14 protein-coding genes and 1 pseudogene are annotated in these 19,475 nt (G+C 75.4%); 10 read left to right on the top strand and 5 right to left on the bottom strand.

The window, feature by feature from the left end; translation table 11 throughout:
• The first annotated feature begins 31 nt into the window (after window positions 1-31).
• Both AC07BF_RS22705 and AC07BF_RS22710 read left to right on the top strand, forming a co-directional pair.
• Window positions 32-889 carry a LysR family transcriptional regulator gene (locus tag AC07BF_RS22705; RefSeq protein WP_363631007.1) on the top strand — a complete coding sequence of 286 codons (858 nt, stop codon included), beginning with the start codon at window positions 32-34 and terminating at the stop codon, window positions 887-889.
• 159 nt (window positions 890-1,048) lie between these two features.
• On the top strand, window positions 1,049-1,237 hold the full coding sequence (locus tag AC07BF_RS22710) for a hypothetical protein (RefSeq protein WP_478333839.1): 189 nt from the start codon (window positions 1,049-1,051) through the stop codon (window positions 1,235-1,237).
• Window positions 1,238-1,287: 50 nt separating this feature from the next.
• Here AC07BF_RS22710 and AC07BF_RS22715 read toward each other — a convergent pair whose 3' ends face one another.
• Window positions 1,288-2,490, bottom strand: a complete 1,203-nt coding sequence (locus tag AC07BF_RS22715; protein ID WP_478333840.1) for a serine hydrolase domain-containing protein — start codon at window positions 2,488-2,490, stop codon at window positions 1,288-1,290.
• 225 nt (window positions 2,491-2,715) lie between these two features.
• Here AC07BF_RS22715 and AC07BF_RS22720 point away from each other — a divergent pair, with 225 nt between their 5' ends.
• From AC07BF_RS22720 to AC07BF_RS22735, 4 genes are all read left to right on the top strand, one after another.
• Window positions 2,716-3,438: a GbsR/MarR family transcriptional regulator gene (locus tag AC07BF_RS22720; RefSeq protein ID WP_478333841.1), complete on the top strand. Its 723-nt coding sequence runs from the start codon at window positions 2,716-2,718 to the stop codon at window positions 3,436-3,438.
• A 262-nt stretch (window positions 3,439-3,700) separates the two neighbouring features.
• Window positions 3,701-3,901 carry a hypothetical protein gene (locus tag AC07BF_RS22725; protein ID WP_478333842.1) on the top strand — a complete coding sequence of 67 codons (201 nt, stop codon included), beginning with the start codon at window positions 3,701-3,703 and terminating at the stop codon, window positions 3,899-3,901.
• 798 nt (window positions 3,902-4,699) lie between these two features.
• Entirely contained in the window at window positions 4,700-7,471 is a 2,772-nt protein-coding gene (locus tag AC07BF_RS22730; protein ID WP_478333843.1) for a M4 family metallopeptidase, read from the top strand.
• A 338-nt stretch (window positions 7,472-7,809) separates the two neighbouring features.
• Entirely contained in the window at window positions 7,810-9,075 is a 1,266-nt protein-coding gene (locus AC07BF_RS22735; protein ID WP_478333844.1) for a serine hydrolase domain-containing protein, read from the top strand.
• Here AC07BF_RS22735 and AC07BF_RS22740 read toward each other — a convergent pair.
• A complete protein-coding gene (locus tag AC07BF_RS22740; protein ID WP_478333845.1) occupies window positions 9,069-12,656 on the bottom strand; it encodes an AfsR/SARP family transcriptional regulator in 3,588 nt (1,195 codons plus the stop codon). The genes AC07BF_RS22735 and AC07BF_RS22740 overlap by 7 nt on opposite strands.
• A gap of 357 nt (window positions 12,657-13,013) precedes the next feature.
• On the opposite strand from AC07BF_RS22740, the gene AC07BF_RS22745 reads away from it, so the two are divergent.
• On the top strand, window positions 13,014-13,289 hold the full coding sequence (locus tag AC07BF_RS22745; RefSeq protein WP_363589091.1) for a hypothetical protein: 276 nt from the start codon (window positions 13,014-13,016) through the stop codon (window positions 13,287-13,289).
• Between the two features lie 103 nt (window positions 13,290-13,392).
• On the opposite strand, the gene AC07BF_RS22750 is transcribed toward AC07BF_RS22745, so the two are convergent.
• The gene (locus AC07BF_RS22750) at window positions 13,393-14,718 is read right to left on the bottom strand and encodes a cytochrome P450 (protein ID WP_478333846.1); all 1,326 of its coding nucleotides are present in this window, start codon (window positions 14,716-14,718) and stop codon (window positions 13,393-13,395) included.
• Window positions 14,719-14,964: 246 nt separating this feature from the next.
• Here AC07BF_RS22750 and AC07BF_RS22755 point away from each other — a divergent pair, with 246 nt between their 5' ends.
• The 3 genes and pseudogenes from AC07BF_RS22755 (at window position 14,965) to AC07BF_RS22765 (ending at window position 17,521) form a co-directional block, all read left to right on the top strand.
• Complete coding sequence (locus tag AC07BF_RS22755) at window positions 14,965-16,068, top strand: NADH:flavin oxidoreductase/NADH oxidase (RefSeq protein WP_478333847.1); 1,104 nt, start codon at window positions 14,965-14,967, stop codon at window positions 16,066-16,068.
• A gap of 299 nt (window positions 16,069-16,367) precedes the next feature.
• Window positions 16,368-16,685, top strand: a pseudogene (locus tag AC07BF_RS22760) (maleylpyruvate isomerase N-terminal domain-containing protein); the annotation flags it as partial.
• 116 nt (window positions 16,686-16,801) lie between these two features.
• Window positions 16,802-17,521, top strand: a complete 720-nt coding sequence (locus tag AC07BF_RS22765) for a hypothetical protein (RefSeq protein WP_400986881.1) — start codon at window positions 16,802-16,804, stop codon at window positions 17,519-17,521.
• A 30-nt stretch (window positions 17,522-17,551) separates the two neighbouring features.
• Here the strand turns inward: AC07BF_RS22765 and AC07BF_RS22770 are convergent, their stop codons facing one another.
• The gene (locus tag AC07BF_RS22770) at window positions 17,552-18,685 is read right to left on the bottom strand and encodes a sensor histidine kinase (protein ID WP_363589083.1); all 1,134 of its coding nucleotides are present in this window, start codon (window positions 18,683-18,685) and stop codon (window positions 17,552-17,554) included.
• Window positions 18,682-19,353, bottom strand: a complete 672-nt coding sequence (locus AC07BF_RS22775) for a response regulator transcription factor (protein ID WP_063353004.1) — start codon at window positions 19,351-19,353, stop codon at window positions 18,682-18,684. The genes AC07BF_RS22770 and AC07BF_RS22775 overlap by 4 nt, the downstream gene beginning before the upstream one ends.
• Window positions 19,354-19,475: the final 122 nt, after the last annotated feature.

The following is a 19,475-nucleotide window of genomic DNA, read 5'->3' on the forward strand; positions in this document are numbered from 1 at the left end:
CACGCCGATACCCGGGGGGTATCGTCGCAGCGTGGAGCTACGTACCCTGCGCTACTTCGTGGCGGTCGCCGAGGAACTCCACTTCGGCCGGGCCGCCACCCGCCTGCACATGAGCCAGCCGCCGCTGAGCCGGGCGATCAAGCAGTTGGAGAAGGAGAGCGGCGCCCTGCTGTTCGCCCGCTCCCCCGCCGGTGTCACCCTCACCCCGGCGGGGGCCGTGCTGCTCGACGAGGCACGGGACCTGCTCGACCGGGCCGAGCGCCTGCGCGCGCGCGTCGCCGCGGCGGCCGGCACCGCGACCCTGACCGTCGGCATCCTGGGCGACGGCACCGACCCCGGCATCACCAGGCTGGCGGCAGCCTTCCGCCGCGGCCACCCCGGCGTCGAGATCCGCGTACGCGACACCGACCTGACCGACCCGACCTGCGGACTGCGCGCCGCACTGGTCGACGTCGCCCTGACCCGCGCGCCGTTCGACGACACCGCCCTGGCGGTGCGCGTCCTGCGCACCGACCCGGTCGGCGCGGTCCTGCGCGCCGACGACCCACTGGCCCGGCGCGGCCGCCTGGAACTGGCCGACCTGGCCGACCGCCGCTGGTTCCAGTTCCCCCCGGGAACCGACCCCCGGTGGCAGTCGTACTGGAACGGCGGCACCCCACGCGAGGGCCCCGTGGTACGCGGCGTCCAGGAATGCCTCCAGGCCGTGCTCTGGAACAGCACCGTCGGCCTGGCCCCGCTGCTCGGACACGACCTGCCCGAGAACCTCACCACGGTCCCGCTGGCCGACATGGCACCCAGCCCGGTGGTCGCGGTGTGGAACGACGGCGACACCAACCCGCTGGTCCGCTCGTTCGCCGAGATCGCGACGGCCGCGTACCGCCAGACGTGAGCACCGCCAAGCCTGAACACCGCCAGACGGGAGCACCGCCAGGCCTGAGCACCGCCAGACGGGAGGGGACGGCGCCCCGCGGGAGGGCGGCGTCCGTCGAAAAAGTGGTCCCGGTCCGCCCGCCGTGTCGATCCGCGACCACGCCGTTCGACGCTGCACATGGTCGACGAACTGGCCGCCTCCGGCCGGCTCTCGGGGTCGCACCTGCTCCCGGGCGTACACGGCGAACTGCTGACCTGGCTCGGCCGCACCACCCAGGCCCGGGCCGAGCCGGAACTCGCCGCCCGGCCGGGCCGCAACACCCGCGAACGCTCGGTGCCGCTGCGCACGGCGGCCGCGTTGCCCTGACGCCCCCGGCCGGACGGCCGTCACGAGCCGGGCCGTCACGAGCCGGGCCGTCACGAGCGGGGGCAGAACTCCGCCTCCAGCTCGGAGGTGAACACCGCGATCGGCCAACTCCCCTCGACCCAGTCGCCGTTGACGTTGGTGGCGAGCAGGTGCCGGCCGTCGCGGGTGCCGAACGCGTAGGACCACGAGCCGTTGACGGCGCCGCCCATGCCCCAGACGGTGGGGCCGCAGTCGAGCCTGATGCCGGCGACGCCCAGACCGTAGTCCGCCTGGTCGATCCACTGGTGCCCGGTCGGGACCATCGTGAACATCTCCCGCTGCTGGACGGGCGGCAGGAGCCGCCCGTCCAGCAGGGCGGCGAAGAAGGTGTTCAGGTCGCGAACGTCGGAGATCATGTCGCCGGCGGCCCAGCCCCAGGACGGGCTCAGCTCCGTCACGTCGTAGGCGGTGGCGTTCGCCCCGGTGAGCCCCAGACGCGAGTACTCGCGCCCGTGCGGCCCGTGGACGGCGGTGTCGCCGGAGGAGGGCTCGTAGGTGCCGGTGAGGCCCAGCGGGGCGGTGATCCGCTGCCTGATCTGCGCGGCCAGGGTGGCGCCGGAGGCCCGTTCGACGATCAGGCCGGCGAGGACGTAGTTGGTGTCGGAGTAGGTCCAGCCGGCGCCGGGCGCGAAGTCGGGCCGGTGGGCGACCGCGATCCGGACGAGCTGTTCGGGGGTGTAGCCGTCGAAGCGGTGCCGGAGGAAGGGCAGGCCGCTCGCCTCCTGGCGGACCTTCTCGTCCATCGCGTAGTTGTAGATGCCGCTGGTGTGGTTGAGGAGTTGGCGCACGGTGGTCCGGTCGCCGTCGTAGCCGGGGGCGCCCAGGAGGCCGGGCAGCCAGCGCTCCACGCTGTCGTCGAGGCTCAGCCGCCCCTCGGCGGCGAGCTGGAGGACGACGGTGGCGACGAAGGTCTTGGTGGTGCTGCCGATGCGGAACCGGTCCTGCGCGAGACGGGCCCGCCCGGTGGCGAGGTCGGCGACGCCCGCGCTGCCGAACCACCGGCGGTGGCCGTCCCGGACCTCGGCGACGGCGCCGGGCAGACCGCCCGTGGCCACCGCCCGGTCCAGCACCCGCTGGACCCCCGGGTGCCCGCCCCCGCCGTCCGGCGCGGGCGCGGCGAACGCCGGTGCGGTGGCGGCACCGGCCAGCACGGCCCCGGCGAGCACGGCCCCGGCGAGCAGGGTGGCGACGGCAGCGCGCGTGGTGGTTCCCATGGCGTGTTCCCCCTCGATGTGGTGTCGCGGTTCGGGAAGGAAGCTACGAGCAAATTCACATAATGGTCAATGCGAAACCTGCCAATGATGGATGTATACGCAGGCAGATGCCGCAATATTCTTGCAATGACTCTCCCGGTGAATGCAACAGAATGTCGCAGTCCCATTGCAACAGCGGGTGAGCCGGACGGATACTGTTCACGCGACGGAAGGAGACGAGGACGGATGCCCGGAGCCAGGCTGACCCCGCAGGACCGCCACCGGATCGCCGCCGGACTGGCCGAAGGGCTGGGCTACGGCGAGATCGCCCGGCAGATCGAACGGCCGACCTCGACCGTCACCCGCGAGATCGCCCGCAACGGCGGGCCCTGCGACTACCGGGCCGAACACGCCCAACGCGCCACCGCGCAGCGCTCCCGCCGCAGCGGCACGACCGCCCGACGGGTCGCCGCCGCCACGCCGCCGGCCCAGGGCCGCGACCCGCAGGCGGTCCGCGAGTTCGCCGACGAACTGGCCGAGCTGCTGGTGCACAGCGGCCTGCCCAGAATGGCCGCCCGGGTCCTCGCGTGCCTGTACGTCACCGACGACGGCAGCCTCACCGCGGGCGAACTGGTGCAACGGCTGCAGGTCAGCCCGGCCGCCGTCTCCAAGGCCGTCGGCTACCTGGAGGGCCAGGCGCTGATCCGCCGCGAACGCGGCGAACAGCAGCGCCGGGAGCGGTACGTCATCGACGACGACGTCTGGTACCGGGCGCTGCTGGCCAGCGCCGAACGGAACACGACGCTCGCCGGCGTCGCCCGCCAGGGCGCCGAAACGCTCGGCCCCGGCACACCGGCCGGCGCCCGGATGGACGACGCCGCGGCCCTCCTGGACCGGATCGGCCAGGACATCGTGCGCTCCGTACGGCAGTGGCGGGAGGAGAGCCGGCCCGGATCGCGGACCGGCTGATCCCGGGCACCCCCTGCGGGGCGGCCGGGTGAGATGCGCAAGGGTCCGGGCGGGCGGGCTCCGCACCCGCCCGGGTGCCGTATCCGCGGATCCGCGGCCGGTCTTCGACAAGACGGTCGCGGTGGACCGGCAGCCCCCCGGGCGTGCCGGCGGCCGGGCGTGCCGGCGGGGGGGGCCGCCGGGGACGCGACGGACGGCGATGGCGGGCACGCGCAAACGACCGGAGGACTTCCCGCTGCCGAGGCTCAGCACCCGTCAACTGATGACGATCTCGACCGCGACAACGCTGGTGACGGCCACGGCGTCGATCTTCCAGGCGCCGGAGGGACGGCGGAGCACGATCACCGGCCAGTACGTGCCGCCGCCGTACAACCCCGACCAGTCCACCGGTCCGGCCGGCGGCCAGGCCCCCAACCGGCCCGCCCAGGCCCAGCAGCACGGCAACCCCTCCGCGCACCACTGAACGGACCGAGGAAGGACCGATCGATGAGCACCCACGTTCAGATGACGACGGCACAGGAGGCCACCGCCCAGGACCACAGGCCACCGAACTGGAAGAGGAACGCCGCCGCCGGGAGAACACGATGCCGCTCACGGTGGGGGGACCGGCGGCAGCCGGCCTCGGAGTCGCGCTGCTGTCGATACTGATGAACAACCAGCGGGGCACGGTCGCGGTCCGCATGTGAGTGCACACCCCCCGGACCCGACCGAACGACACAAGGACCCCCGGCACGTCCGGCGGCCCGGCAGGAGCTGGTTCAGACCACAGGGCCGGAAGCCCGGGACCGACCGACGGGGCAGAGCCGGGCACGGAGTCGCGTCTCCGCCCAACCCAGATCGACACACAGGCCGAACCAGACCCGGCCCGTACACACACCCGACCCACCGAGACCCACCACGACCCAGGAGAACACACCCAGGAGGACATCGCACCGACGCCCGGGGGCGGCCACGGACAGAGCGAAAGGCAAAGCGATACCGGCCCGAGCGACGATCAGACGGCACGGGTGACGATCAGACGGCCCGGGCCGTCCCGCTCCGGGCAGCCCCCAGCGAGGTAACACGGAACACCGACGACCCCGAACCACCCCACGACCACACCCGACACCTGCCCATCCACAATCTCCACAATAGAGCCGCGCACCGCAGGGGCGGCCGGAGGGCGGCAAACGGCTGAACCGGGCCTGTCCGGTGCCCCGTTCCTCCGTGAAAGGCAGCTCTGTCGTGCTGCCGTCACTGCCGATTTCCGTGGAGGACCGCAGTGCACCACCGTTCCCGTTCAGTGGCCAGGGTGCTCGGCTCGGGCGCCGCCTTGAGCCTGGCGCTGGCGCTCACCGTGACCGCCTCCCCCGCCCTGGCCGCGCCACCGGGCCCCACCGCCGAGTCCGATCCCGTCCCCGGCCTGGTGGCCGGCGAGGGCACCGCCGCCCCGCAGCTGGTGACCGGACTGTCCGAGGCGGCGCCCGGCGCTCCGGCCGAGGCGGCCCGGGCCCATCTCGCCGCCCACCTGGACCGGTACCGGGTCGATCCGGGGCAGCTGGCCGAGCTCGCGGTCGAGCGCACGGCCGCCGACCGGCGCACCGTCAGGTTCCAGCAGTACCACGGCGGCATACCGGTGCTCGGCGGGCAGTACCTGGTCCGCCTCACCGGCGAGGGGGCCGACCAGCGGGTGGAGTCGGTCGGCGGCAAGTACTTCACCGGGCTGACCGCACCGACCGCCCCCACCGTGCCGGACGCGGTGCTGCGCACGCTGGCGCTCGGCTCGCTCCAGGACCCGCGCGCCCGGGCCGGGGCCACCGCCGAGGACCGCGGCCTGGTCGTCCTGCCGGGCGGCACCGGCCGGCTCGCCCGGCACTTCACCGTGCACACCGCCGACCCGGGGAACGGCGAGCCACTGGTCCGCGAGGTCTACGCGGACGCCACGCTCGGCGTGGTCGCCCTCGCCCACGACTCCTCGGCCCCCTACCAGGTCAGCGGCGCCGACGACACCGGGGCCGGCGACACCGGGGCCGGCGCCGCCCGTGGCGCGGCCGCCGCCCAGCCCGCCACCGGGACCGCCCCCGACCTCCTGGGCCGTACCGTGCCGGTGAACATCTCCCGCCAGCCGGACGGAAGTTACCAACTCGTCGACCTCACCCGGCCCGTCACCATCACCACCTACGACGCGACCGGACGGGACTACAACGAGTTCAGCGGCCGACTGCCCGACGGCAGCCTGCCCGTCGGCTCCCCGGACCCGGCCTTCCCCGCCTCCACCGGCACCAGCGGCGCCACCGACGCCCACCTCAACGCCGCCGCCGTGTACGGCTTCTACCACGACCGGCTCGGCCGCGACGGCCTGGACGGCAAGGGCGGCGCGATCACCTCCGTGGTGAACGTGAGCAACCGCGGCAAGCCCTTCCCCAACGCCGCCTGGGACGGGCAGAAGATGCTCTACGGCAACGGCAACGCCAGGTTCCTGCCGTTCTCCGCCGCCCTCGACGTGGCCGGGCACGAGATGACCCACGGCGTCATCCAGCACACCGCCAACCTGGTCGGCGACGGCCAGTCCGGCGCGATGAACGAGGGCATCGCCGACTACTTCGGCAACGCCATCGAGGTCACCGCCCGCGGCATGTCCATGGACGACCCGGCGGCCCCGCTGATGGGCGAGAACCTGTGCCGCACCGGCACCCCGCAGGACTGCGCGAACCGCCGCCTGGACGACCACCGCACCACCGTGGACGACTACCTCGGCGCCGGGCTCGACCTGGACAACGGCGGCGCGCACCTCAACTCCACCATCTTCAGCGGCGCCCTGTGGGACATCCGGCACACCCTCGACCCGCTCACCGCCGACCGCCTCGTCTACCGGGCGATGGCCGAATACCTCACCCCACTGGACGACTTCGTCGACGGACGCAACGCGGTACTCGCCGCCGGCCGGGCCCTCAAGCTCAGCGGAGCCCAACTGCGCAAGGTGGCGGCCGCGTTCGACGCACACGGGATCAAGGCCGGCTGGCAGAGCCGACTCGGGACGGACACCCGTCCGCTGCTGCCCGGCACCTCCGCCCCGGTCGGACCGGCCGCGGGCGCAGGCCACTGGGTGATGGGCAACACCGACCCGAACGGCAAGGGCGCGACCGCCCTGTACACCGGCTCCACCACCACCGCCGACACCCCGACCCGGCTCAGCCCGGACGACGGGCGGATCCACGGCTGGGCCGCCACCGACGGCAAGTCCGCCGTCTGGCTGGCGATCGGTCCCGACACCACCGGCACGTGGGGAACGGAGGTGCTGACCCGTCCACTGTCCGGCGGCCCGGTGCGCAGCGTGTTCCACTCCTCCGACCAGTCGCCCGGCAGCGTCCAGGTATCCGGCGGGGACATCGCCTTCACGGTGACCGACAACGACACCGGCCGCACCCGGGTCCGCCTCTCCCACGACGGCGCCCCGCCCGTGGAACTCCCGCTGCCCGAGGGCCACAACCTCACGTCCCTCGCGTTCAAGGACGGCCTGCTCGGCTGGATCGAGTCCTGGACGGCCGACGGGGCCACCGTCCAGGCGCCGACGGCCTTCTCGACCGCCACCGGCAAGGTCACCGCCCAGTACCCGGTGAGCACCCCGAACGGCACCGACCCGCCGTACCTCGCCTCCCCACTGCTCGCGGGCGGCCGCCTGCTCTGGCTGGCCGCCCCGGCCGACCGCACCCGCCCGACCGCCCTGCGCTCCGGCGCCCTGGACGGCTCCGGCGTGCGCGACCTGCTCTCCACCGACTCGCCGTACACCCCGGCGGACATGGAGCTCACCGCCACCGACCAGGCCGTCACCTTCATGCACCGCAGCGCCCAGCCGAGCAGCGGCTGGTCGAACGCCGCTCTGCCCAAGCTGTACCAGCTGCCGGTCAGCGGCGGCACCCCCGTGCGGGTCTCCTGCAACCGGGGCAGCCAGTTCCACGCCGCCGCCGACCAGGGCACCCGGGTGGTCTGGCTGGACGCCACCGCCGGGCGCAACGACCTCGTGGTCCGCGACCGCCCGGCCGGGTCCTGCTGATCCGAGCACGGCAGCGTCGTCCGCCCCGGTGCCGGCGGGCACCGGGGCGGACAGCGAGGCGGGCACCCGATCCGGGGCGGACGGCGGGCGCCGGGGCGGACAGCGAGGCGGGCACCCGATCCGGGGCGGACAGCGGGCGCCTGACAGCGCGCTGTGCGCGGTCTGCCAGCGGCGGGCCACAGGCTGGGCCCGTCCAGATCACCCGGCAAGCAGAGGGAACCGCATCCATGCCGTCAGCTACTTCTCCTTCTCCCACTCCTTCTTCGGCTACTCCTTCTTCGGCGGCCCCTTCGCCCTCCCGCCCGGGGTGGTCGCGCCGCCTGCGGCTGGCGCCGCTCGTGCTGACGGCGTCGGCCCTCACCGTGGGGCTGGCCGCCGGACCGGCGCTCCCGGCCCCCCTCCCCGCCACCGCAGGGTCCGCGCCCTCCGCGACCCGCGGCGGGGCCGAGGCGCAGCGGGTCCAACTGGAGAAGCTGGCGCGGCAGTTGGTGGCCGCCGGGGCACCGGGCGTGGTGGTGCGGGTGGACGACGGCCGGGGCCGGCCCGTCGAGATCGCCGAGCAGGCCCCCTGGGCCGCGGCGGACCAGCGACTCGCGGCGGGGGACGAGTTCCGGATGGGCTCCAACACCAAGACCATGATGGCCGTGATCGCCCTGCAACTGGCCGCCGAGGGGCGCCTCGCGCTGACCGACCCGGTGGAGGCGTGGCTGCCGGGCCAGGTGCCCGACGGCCGGGCGATCACGCTGCGGATGCTGCTGAACCACACCAGCGGCCTGCCCGACTACACCGAGGACCCCGCCGTCCTGCCGTCGATCCTCGGCAAGGACCCGCACCGGTGGACCTCCGCCGAACTGCTCGCCGTGGGCGTCAAGCGCCCGGCGCTGTTCCCGCCGGGCACCCGGTGGTCCTACAGCAACACCGACTACGCGGCGGTCGGCGCCGTCCTGGAACGGATCACCGGAGCGAGCCTCGCCGACCTGATCCAGGACCGGATCGCCCGTCCCCTGGACCTGAAACACACCTACCTCGCCACGGACGGCAACTGGCACGGCCGCTACGTCCGCGGCTACGAGCCGGACTCCGCCCACATGCCGGCGGGGGTGCCCGCGGCGTTCCGGGACGTGGCCGGGGTGCACCGCGACGGCCGGGTGGACGTCTCCGGCAACGACCCGGGCTGGGGCGGGGCGGCCGGGGCCGTGGTGTCCACCGCGCAGGACTGGTCCCGCTTCTACAACGCGCTGATGTCCGGCAGGCTGCTGCCCGCGGCCCAGCTGGCGCAGCTGCGCGCCACCGTGCCGATGGACCCGCAGAACCCGGTGGACGGGCCCGGCTCCGGCCTGGGCATCGGGACGGTCCGCACCCCCTGCGGCACCGTCTGGGCCCACGACGGGGGGATCACCGGCTACTCCAGCACCAACCTCACCGACGGCACGGGCAGCCGTACCGCCACCGTCCTGATCTCGACCGAGTTCCTGTTCGAGTTCGGGGCCGACGCGGAGCTCACCGCGGCCGGCCAGGCCCTGCAGAGTGCGGTGACCTGCGCCATGTTCGGCAAGCCGGCCCCTGCTCCGGCCCCTGCCCCTGCTCCGGCCCCGGCTCACTGACCGGGCGGCCCGGCCGCGGGCGCGGGTGAGGCCGCGAGTGAGGGTGAGGGTGAGGGTGCGGTGATGATCGCGGACAGCAGGTCCCTGGCCTCGGTCCGCGCCATCGCCGCACCCGCGGCGTGCGCGGACGCGAACCCGGCGGCTCCCAGGTCCGCCGTGGCCCGCCCGGCGATCCTGCGCACGTCGGTGTCACCGAGGTCGTCCGAGCCCCGCAGCAGGTCGGCGGCGCCGAGCAGGAGCGCCGCCTCCCCCGGCCGGCCGCGGCACAGCTCGATGTCGGCGGCCGTCACCGCGATCCGGGCCGCGACCGCCGAGTTCCAGGTCAGCACCAGGTGCACCGCTGGGTGGTCGAGCCGGCGCACCGCCGCGCCGGGCAGGCCGTCCGCCGCGTCCAGCTGCGCGAGCACGCCCAGCAGCAGGGCGGTGAGGTGCGAGGGCGCCGGCTGGCCGCCGGGGGCCTGGTCCAGGGCGGCCAGGGCGTGCGCGCGGGCCGGCTCCCGTCGCCCGGCCCGCCATTCCAGCTGGGCCAGGCCCAGGCACACCAGGGCCCGGGGCTCGGCCCATCCGGCCTGCGCCACCTCCTCGAGCAGGCCCGCCAGCTGCCGCCGCGCGCCGTCCGCGTCCCCGGCCTGGGCGCGCATCAGGGCGGCCTGGACATCGCTGTCGACCGTGTCCTCCTGCATCCCGAGTTCCTGGAAGTACCGGGTGGCCCGCTCGTTCATCGCCAGCGCGTCGGCCAGGTCGCCGGAGCGCCGCCGCAGCGAACCGAGGGTGCTCAGCGCGGTCGCCATGCCCCACCGCTCGCCGAGCGCCTCGAAACCGGCCAGCGCGTGGGCGAGGAAGCCCGTCGCCTCGGTGACGTCCCCGGTGTGCAGGGTCAGCAGGCCCCGCACGAGCAGGGTGAACGGGCCGCTGGAGGGGTCCTTGCGCTCGCCGTCCGGGAAGTCCGGGGAACCCGGGGAACCCGAGGGGGCCGGGAGGTCGGGCGTGCGCGGGAAGTCGGGCGGGCGCGGCGGCGGCTGCGGGCCGGCGATGGCCGCGGCCAGCCGGGCCAGCTCCAGCAGGGGGTGGACACCGGGGTCGACACCCGCCATCGCCGCCTCGATCCGGCCGAAGGCGGCCGCCCTGTCCTCCGGCCGGCCGATGGACTCGGTGCCGACCTCGTACGTCGCGACCACCAGCGCGCGGGCCCCCGGATCGGCCGGCCCGGGGACCTCCAGCACCCGTTCGAGCAGGTCCAGCGACTCCGGCGGATAGCCCCGCATGGACCAGAACCAGCACAGCGCGGCGCCGAACCGGACCGCCGTCGCGGCGTCCCCGGACTCCACCGCCCAGCGGACCGCGGCCAGCAGGTCGTCCCGCTCGGCCGACAGCCGGGCCAGCCAGCGCAGCTGGTCGCGGGTGCGCAGCCGCGGCTCCGCCGTCTCGGCCAGGGCGAGGAAGAACCCGCAGTGGCGTTCGCGGGCGGCACCGTCCTGCCCGCGGCGGGTGAGCTGCTCCAGGCCGTACTCCCGGATGGTCTCCAGCATCCGGTAGCGCGGCTCTCCCGTGGCGGCGGCTCCGAGCGGGTGCAGCAGCGACTTGTCGACCAGCGCCGCCAGCAACTCCCGGACATCGCGGGTGGGGGCGTCGTGGTCGCCGGGGTGGTGGTCGGCGTGCGGGGCGCCGAGCCCGCCGACCGCCTGCGCCGCGTCCTCGGTGAAGCTGCCGGGCGCCACCGACAGCCGTTCCAGCAGCGCCCGCTCGTCGGCGGCCAGCAGCTTCCAGCTCCAGGCCACCACGGCGCGCAGCGTCTGGTGGCGGGGCAGGGCGGTGCGGCTGCCCCGGGTGAGCAGCCGGAACCGGTCGTCCAGCCGGGCGGCGACCACCTCGGCCGGCAGGGTGCGCAGCTGGGCGGCGGCCAGTTCGATCGCCAGTGGCAGGCCGTCCAGGCGGCGGCAGATCTCGACCGCCGCCGCCGGCGAGCCGTCCTCCTCGGCGAAGCCGGGGCACACGGCGGCGGCCCGGTCGTGGAACAGCCGGACCGCCGCGCAGGCGCGGGCCTGTTCGGGTGTCGAGCCGGGTTCGGGCAGTTCCAGGGGGAGCACCGGGTGCAGGTTCTCGCCGTCGATGCGCAGCGGCTCCCGGCTGGTGGCCAGTACCCGCAGCCCGGGGCACCGGCCGAGCAGGGTCTCGGCCAGCGCGGCCGCCGCCTCGATCACGTGTTCGCAGTTGTCCAGCACCAGGACCGGGTCGTCGTGCGTGAGCACCTCGGTCAGGCGGTCCAGGATCTCCTCGGTGGCGCCGGCGGCGCCGGGGCGGCGGGCCGGGGCCGCGGCGCTCTTGGGCAGGTCGGCCTCGCGCGTCCGCAGGGCGTCGAGCACCGCGCGGGGCACGTCCGCCGGGCCGGCCGGGGCCAGGGCGGCGAACCATACCCCGCCGGACGGTGTGAGCCGGCGGCCGGCGGTGGTGGCCAGCCGGGTCTTGCCGGCCCCGCCGGGTCCGACCAGGGTGACCAGGCGGGCTCGGCCGAGCAGCTCGGCCACCCGGCGGATGTCGTCCTCGCGGCCCACGAAGCTGGTCAGCGGCGCGTCCAGGTTGCCGGGCGGCCGTGCTCGGCGGGGTTCCGGCCGTTGGGGTTCCGGCCGTTGGGGTTCCGGCCGTTGGGGTGGCGGCTGTTGGGGTGGCGGCTGGTCGGCGGGCGTGCGGTGGCCGGGGAACTGCTGGCGGTCAGCGGGCGTGCGGTGGCCGGGGAACTGCTGGCGGTCAGCGGGCGTGCGGTGGCCGGGGAACTGCTGGCGGTCAGCGGGCGTGCGGTGGCCGGGGAACTGCTGGCGGTCAGCGGGCGTGCGGTGGCCGGGGGGTGCCGGGAGCTCGCCGCGCAGGACCGCGAGATGGGCCGCCCGCAGCTGCGGTCCGGGGTCGCTGCCGAAGGTGTCGGCCAGCCGGGCGCGCAGCCGCTGGTAAGCGGCCAGTGCCTCGGCGCCCCGGCCGCCGGCGGCCAGTGCCCGGATCAGCTGGGCGTGCAGCCGTTCGTGCAGCGGGTGCCGCGCGGTCAGCGATTCGAGTTCGGCGATCAGCTCCGGTCCGGCGCCCAGCGCGAGGTCGGCCTCGATCCGGTCCTCCAGGGCGACCAGCCGCGCCCGCTCCAGCCGCCGGGCCTCGGCGTCGGCGAACGGCGCCTCGCGCACGTCCGCCAGCGCGGGGCCGCGCCACAGGGCCAGGGCCTCCCGCAGCGCGGCGGCGGCCTCGGCCGGCCGGCCCTGCGCGTGCAAGTGCCTTCCGGAGCGGGCCAGTTGCTCGAACCGGGCGGTGTCCACCGCGCCGGCCTCGACGGCCAGCCGGTACCCGGCCGGTCCGAAGGTGAGCAGCGCGGGGTCGCCCAGGACGCCCCGCAGGCGGGACACCAGTGACTGCAGGGCGTTCGTCTGGTCGGCCGGTGGTGCCTCGGCCCACAGCGCGTCCGCCAGGGCCTGCGGCCGGACGGCGCGGCCGGCGTCCAGCGCGAGGTAGGCCAGCAGCGCCCGCAGCCGCGCGCCGCCGATCGGCAGCGGGCCCGCTCCGGCGTCCAGTACCAGGGGTCCGAGCAGGCCGACGCGCACCGGGTCACTATCGCAGCACCACCGGTTTGATCGTCAAGTCGCCGGCCGGCGCCCACGCGCCCGCCCCGGCCGTGAGCGGTGTCCGGGGCGGTGTCCCGGCGGGGCCGGCGGCCTCGCCGGTCGCCGGGCGGCCCGTCACCGGGGCTGCGGCGCCGCGCGGGCGGGGCGCTCCCCGGGCTCCGGCGGGCCGCCCGTCACGTCCTCGGGGCGGCGATGGGGGGCCCGGGTGAACCGGTAGCCCCGGACAGCCATCCCCGGTCGCGCTCCGCATACGAATGTGTGTGGATGGTGACAGGCCGCCATTTCGTGGCGGTCCGATCGACCATCACCACCCTTATCTGGAAGGGCTCTTCCCCCATGCGTACTGCGCGCCGTGTCCTGACCGTCTCCGCCCTCTGCCTCCCGCTCGTGCTCGGCGGGGCGACCATCGCCTCCGCCGCCACCCCCGACAACATCCCCTCCCTGAACTACGACCACGGGGCGTTCTCCGTCGGCCCGAACGGCAGTGCCCTGCACATCACCGACGTCCAGTTCGGTCCTGACGGCGCCTCGTTCCTCGACGCCGCCGTCGCGGTGGGCCCCAACGGCGTCGCCGGCTACGCCACCGAGACCGGTATCGGCATCGGGGGCTGATCCCCGCCGCTCCCCCATGCCGGGTGCCCCGGGGCGGTTCGTCCCGGGGCACCCGCACGCCCGGGGCCGGGCCGCGCGGGGCGCGCCGGCGGGCCCGCGGCGCTCACCCGGCCCGGCGCGGGCTGACGAGCATGCGGATGTCGTCGGCCGCCCAGAGGACGAACCGTTCGGCCGGGACCACCCGGTGGCCCGGCACGGGCCGAAAGCGCAGGCGCTTGAGGAGGACGGCCAGCAGCAGTTCGCACTCGACCATGGCCAGGGCGGCGCCCTCGCAGCTGCGCGGGCCGAACCCGAAGGGGACCCAGGCCAGCCGCGCGCGTCCGGCCGCCTGCTCCGGGGTGAAGCGCTCGGGGCGGAACCGTTCGGGCTCGGGCCAGTGGTCGGGGTTCAGGTGGACGGCCCAGAACGGGTAGAAGACCACCGCCCCGGCCGGGACCTCGTACGCGCCGAGGGTGAGCGCCTGGGTGGTCTGGCGCGCGCCGTACGGGCCGGGCGGGTAGAGGCGCATCGACTCCTGAAGAACCGTCCGCAGGTACGGCAGGCGCCGCAGGTCGGCGTACCCGGGGGCCGCGCGGTCGCCGAGCACGCGGTCCAGTTCCCCGGTGACGCGTTCGGCCGCCCCCGGGTGGCGGCCCAGCAGGTGCAGGGTCCAGGAGACGGCCACACCGGTGGTGTGGTGGGCGGCGAGCATCGCCGCGAGGACGGTGTCGCGGATCCGGGCGGGGCGCTCGCCGGCCTCGACCAGTGCGCCGACCAGGTCGCTGCGGTCGGCGCGGCCGCCGTCGCGGTGGGCCGCGATCACCCGGTCGACCGTCGCACGCAGGAGGGCGAGCGCCCGCGCGGTCCGCTCGGCGCGCTCCTGCGGGTCGACGGCGGGGGGCACCTGGTAGAGCCGTTCCAGGTAGTCGGCGAGCACCTCCTCGAAGGCGGCGGCGACGACGTCCGGGCCCTCCACCTCGCCGCCCAGGGCGTACGCGCAGATCATCCGCAGGGACAGGGCGGTCAGGTCCTGCTGCAGCGCGATGGCCTCGCCCCGCGCGCCCCGCGCGGCCCAGCGGTCCGCGAGGCCGGTGGCGAGCGCGGTGAAGCGGTCGAAGGCCTGCTCGTGCGAGGGGCGGCCGGCCAGGACCGAGAGCAGGGTGCGGCGCCACGGGGCGTGTTCGTCCGCCGGGAGCACTTGCAGGTTGCCGGCCTCGAACAGCGGGTCCAGGAAGGAGAACAGGCGCTCGGGGCGGCGGTCCAGGTGTGCGGTGGCCTCCAGCAGCACCGGGTCGGCGACCGACACGGCCGTCTCGGCGCCGGGCAGCTGGAACCGCGCCACGGGGCCGTACTCGGCGTGCAGCCACAGCTGGTAGGCGTGCAGCCCGCCGGCCTGCGCGATGGCGCCGACCCCGCCGTCCGGCCGGGGGTCGGGACCGGGGATCTTCATCGGACCTCCTGGTGACGCATGGTCGGATCCGCCGCCCGGACGGTGGACACGGGCGGCGCAGCGCCGACGGCCGTGGGGACCAGGATCGCGCGGGAGCGGGTCCGCCGGCAGGTGGCGACACCGGATGAAATGGCCAGCGCTTGCAAGTAATCAGCGTGCACAACTATTGTAGTGTCACACAAAGTGCACTTGCAATCATTCGAGAAGGTTTCCCCCGGCCCCGCCTCCGCCGACAGGAGTCCGCCCATGAGCACCACCCTCTTCACCCCCTACACCCTGAGGACCCTGACCGTCCCCAACCGCGTCTGGATGGCGGCGATGTGCCAGTACAGCGCCGCTCCGGACGGCGACGAGGCCGGAGCCCCGACGGACTGGCACTTCGCCCACGTCGCGGCACGCGCCACCGGCGGCACGGGGATGATCATCATGGAGGCCACCGCCGTCAGCCCCGAAGGCCGCATCACCCCCTACGACCTCGGGATCTGGAACGACACCCAGGTCGCGGCCTTCCGGCGGATCACCTCCTTCCTGACGGCACAGGGCACCGTGCCGGCCCTCCAGCTCGCCCACGCCGGCCGCAAGGCGTCCACCGAGCGCACCTGGATCGACCGCGGCCGCGCCCTCGCCCCGGACGAAGCCCACGGATGGACGCCGCTCGCCCCCAGCGCCCTCCCCTTCGCCCCCACCCGGACCAGGCCCGACGAACTCACCGAGGAGCAGATCCGCGGGATCGTCCGGCAGTTCGCCGACGCCGCCCGGCGCGCGCTCGACGCCGGCTTCCGGGCCGTCGAGATCCACGGCGCCCACGGCTACCTGATCCACCAGTTCCTCTCCCCCCACAGCAACCACCGCACCGACGCCTACGGCGGCTCCTTCGAGGGCCGCATCCGCTTCGCCCTGGAGGTCGTCGACGCCGTCCGCTCGGCGTGGCCCGAGGACCTGCCCGTCCTCTTCCGCGTCTCCGCGACCGACTGGCTCACCGAGAACCCGCGGGACGGCCGCACCGGGTGGACCTCGCAGGACACCGTCCGCCTCGCCAAGGAACTCCTGGCCCACGGCGTGGACCTGATGGACGTCTCCACCGGAGGCCTCGTCCCCGACGCCACGATCCACGCCGGACCCGGCTACCAGGTGCCCTTCGCCGAGGCCGTGCGCAGCGGGGCCGGCATGCCCGTGGCGGCCGTGGGCCTGATCACCGACCCCGTCCAGGCCCAGGACATCCTCGCCGCCGGCAGGGCCGACGCCGTCCTGCTCGGCCGCGAACTGCTGCGCGACCCGTACTGGGCGCGCCGCGCCGCCGCCGAACTCGGCGCCCGGGTCTCCACCCCCGTGCAGTACCACCTCGCGTAGCGGCGCCCCGGTACGGGCGGACGGGGGCCCCGCGGTTCCGGCGGCCCGGTTCGCCGTGGAGGCCCGCCGGCCCCGCACACCCGTGACCAGCTCTTCGGGCACCGCGGCGGGGACCGCGGCACAGGGCGAACCGTCAGCGGGGGGCGGCCACATGGCCGAACTGTCGAACGGTGCGACGACCTGGGTGGCGGCCGGGGACAGCATCACACCCCCGGTCCGCCGGGCCCGGGGGTGCGGGCGGGCAGTTCGCGGGGACGGAGGACTTCACGCGGTGTCGGACGGCGTTGCGGGCGGCGGTCGCCGGGCTCGCCGGTCCGGCGCCGCGGGTCGGTACGCGCGGACAGGTGCTCACGGCGGGCGACTACCTCGACGCGTACGTCCTGGAGTGGACGCTGCACCATCTCGGCCTGGCCGCGTTCCTGCCCGGGGTACCGGGGCCGCCGGCGCAGGGGCTGCGGCGCTCGCGCGCGCTGCTGGAGGGGATCGCCGGGGCCGCGTTCCCCGCGTCGTTCTCCGACCGGGACGCACTGCTGGTCGGGACGGGACGGCGCGCCCCCACCGGTGCGCAGCGGGCCGCGCTGGGCGCTCTGGCGGGGCGGTTGCCGCTGGTCCTGGGCTGGGCGGCGGCTGGGCGGCGTCGGAAATTTTTGTCGGGTCCCTGTCTAGTTCGCTTGCGTCCTGGTGTGGTGGGATGTGCCCGTCACGGGATTGAGGGCGCTGACGGGGGTGCGCGGTGAGGGGTGGACGGCTGTGCGGGCTGGACGGGGACGCGGCGCGGCTTGCCGCGGCGGGCCTGGTCCGGCTGGGTGCGCAGGAGTGGGTGGGCGACGCGGCCGGGGCTCCGGCGTGGCTGGGGCGGATGCGGGCGGCGTCGTTCGCGGACGCCTGGCTGGCGTTCGGCGAGCCGCCGGTGCCGGGGCTGCGGGTGCCGGCCGGGGAGGTCCTGCGGGCGCTCGCGTACCGGGCGGCGGAGCTGGTGCTCCAGGCCCGCGAGGGGGATGTGCCGGCGGTGCTGGAGTGGCTGGGCCGGCGGTCGGCGGAGGCCCGTGAGCAGGCGGGCCGGGCGGAGGTGACGCACCCGGCCGAACCGGCCGCGCTCGCCCTGGTGTGGCACGGCGTCCAGGCGGTCACCGCCGGCGAGGGGGACGGGGGCGGGGGCGCTTCGGCGGCCGGCCGGGAGGCGCACGGCCGGGAGGCTGAGGGCCGGGAGGCGCACGGCCGGCGTATCGACGAGCGGGGCGAGGCGTACGTCCGGGAGCGGCACCGCCGCCGGGACACCCTGGCGCTGATGCTGGCCTGTGCCCGGATCGCGGCCGCCGCGCTGGTGGAGTCGTGCGGCGGCGATCCGGGCCGGGTGGACGGGTGGCTGGAGGAGGACGCGGCCCGGTACATGGCGCTCGGCGGCCCGGCGCCGCTGTGGGTGCCGGGCCGGCCCGGGCAGCCGACGGGGTGAGGCCGGGGCTCGGCGGGACGGCGGCCGGGCTCAGCGGGCGGGGAGGCTGAGGGTGGCGTGCAGGCCGCCGCCGGGGGCGGGGGCGAGGCCGAGGTCGCCGTGGTGGGCGTCGGTGACGGCCACGACGATGGCCAGGCCGAGGCCGTGACCGCGGCGGGCGGGGTCGGACTGGGCGGTGCGGCCGCGACCCCGCAGGAAGGGCTCGGTGAGGGTGGGGACGGTCTCGGGGGCCAGGCGGGGGCCGGTGTTGGTGACGGCGAGCCGGACCCGGCCGGGGCGGTCCGGATCGGCCCCGGTGGTGACGGTGACGGATCCCCCGGTCGGCAGGTTGTGGCGCAGCGCGTTCTGCAGCAGGTTGACGGCGGCCTGGCGCAGCAGGACCGGGTTGCCGGTGGCGGGGGCGGGCCGGCAGTCGGTGGTGACGGTGACGCCCAGGGCGGCGGCCTCCTCCTGGACGGCGGCGAGGGCGTCGCGGGTGGTGCGGGCCAGGTCGAGGGGTTCGAGTTCGGGGGCGGTGTGGCCGAGGTCGGCGAGTTGGAGGAGGGCTTCGCTGATCTCGATGCCGCGCTGGTTGGTGTCCTGGAGCCGGGCGACGAGGGTGGTCCAGTCCTGGCGGGCCGGGTCGGCGGCGGCGACCTGGAGCATGGTGCGGGTGATGGCCAGGGGGGTGCGCAGTTCGTGGGAGGCGTTGGCGGCGAAGCGCTGCTGGGCGTCGAAGGAACGCTGGAGGCGTTCGAGCATCTCGTCGAAGGCGTCGGAGAGGTCGGTGAACTCGTCGCGGGGGCCGGCGAGGGCGATGCGGTGTTCGAGTGCTCCGCTCGCGGCGCGGTGGGCGGCCCTGGTGATGTCCTGGAGGGGCCGCAGGACGCGGCCGGCGATGAACCAGCCGCCGATCGTGCCGACGGCGGTGAGCAGGGCCAGGGCGTAGCCGGAGATGGTGAGCAGGGAGCGGAGGATCTCCTGGCGGGAGGGGGCGGAGAGGCGGTCGCGGGGGTTGGAGGAGGTGAGCGGGTAGTTGGGGATGTAGCGCATGCCGACGTAGACGACGGCCAGGCAGAGGGTGCCGGTGATGACGGCGAAGAGGGTGTAGCTGAGGGTGAGTCGCAGGCGGGCGGTCAGGCGGCGCGGTCGCGGCGCGGGGCGGGTGCGGGGCGGGGCGCTCACGTGGGGGTGCCGTCGGTGAGGCGGTAGCCGACGCCGGGCACGGTCTGGATCACCCAGGGTTCACCGAGTCGTTTGCGCAGGCCGGAGATGGTGATGCGGACGGCGTTGGTGAACGGGTCGGCGTTCTCGTCCCAGGCGCGTTCGAGGAGGTTCTCTGCGCTGATGACGCCGCCGCGTGCGGTCATCAGGACCTCCAGGACGGCGAACTGCTTACGGGAGAGGGCGACGTAGCGGCCGTCGCGGTAGACCTCGCGGCGGAAGGGGTCCAGGCGCAGTCCGGCGTATTCGAGGACGGGGGGCGCGGCCTGGGCGGGGCGGCGGGCCAGGGAGCGCAGCCGGACGACGAGTTCGGCGAGGTCGAAGGGTTTGGTCAGGTAGTCGTCGGCGCCGAGTTCGAAGCCGGCGACCTTCTCGTTGAGGCGGGCGGCGGCGGTGAGCATGAGGACGCGGCAGCCCAGGCGGTGCTCGACGATGGTGCGGCAGACGTCGTCGCCGTGGGTGCCGGGGATGTCGCGGTCCAGGACGACGACGTCGTAGGTGTGGACGGCGAGGCGTTCGAGGGCGGCGTCGCCGTCCGTGACGATGTCGCAGGCGATCGCCTCCAGGCGCAGGCCCGCCTGGACCGCCTCGGCGAGGTAGATCTCGTCCTCCACCACCAGGACCCGCACGCGCTGTTCTCCCGTCCCGCTCTTGCTGTCGTTGCCGTTGCCGTTGCCGTTGCCGTCCATTGGACACGAACGGGCCTATCGAAAACGTATCGGCTAGTGCAGACGTCCTGGTAACACCGCTT

It is taken from the genome of Kitasatospora sp. NPDC043950 (assembly GCF_056435345.1).

What these genes read in the sequence shown, in the direction of transcription:
- AC07BF_RS22710 (WP_478333839.1), top strand. Translation starts at nt 1,049, where the DNA reads ATGGTCGACGAACTGGCCGCCTCCGGCCGGCTCTCGGGGTCGCACCTG.
- AC07BF_RS22715 (WP_478333840.1), bottom strand. Translation starts at nt 2,490, where the DNA reads ATGGGAACCACCACGCGCGCTGCCGTCGCCACCCTGCTCGCCGGGGCC.
- AC07BF_RS22720 (WP_478333841.1), top strand. Translation starts at nt 2,716, where the DNA reads ATGCCCGGAGCCAGGCTGACCCCGCAGGACCGCCACCGGATCGCCGCC.
- AC07BF_RS22725 (WP_478333842.1), top strand. Translation starts at nt 3,701, where the DNA reads ATGACGATCTCGACCGCGACAACGCTGGTGACGGCCACGGCGTCGATC.
- AC07BF_RS22745 (WP_363589091.1), top strand. Translation starts at nt 13,014, where the DNA reads ATGCGTACTGCGCGCCGTGTCCTGACCGTCTCCGCCCTCTGCCTCCCG.
- AC07BF_RS22750 (WP_478333846.1), bottom strand. Translation starts at nt 14,718, where the DNA reads ATGAAGATCCCCGGTCCCGACCCCCGGCCGGACGGCGGGGTCGGCGCC.
- AC07BF_RS22755 (WP_478333847.1), top strand. Translation starts at nt 14,965, where the DNA reads ATGAGCACCACCCTCTTCACCCCCTACACCCTGAGGACCCTGACCGTC.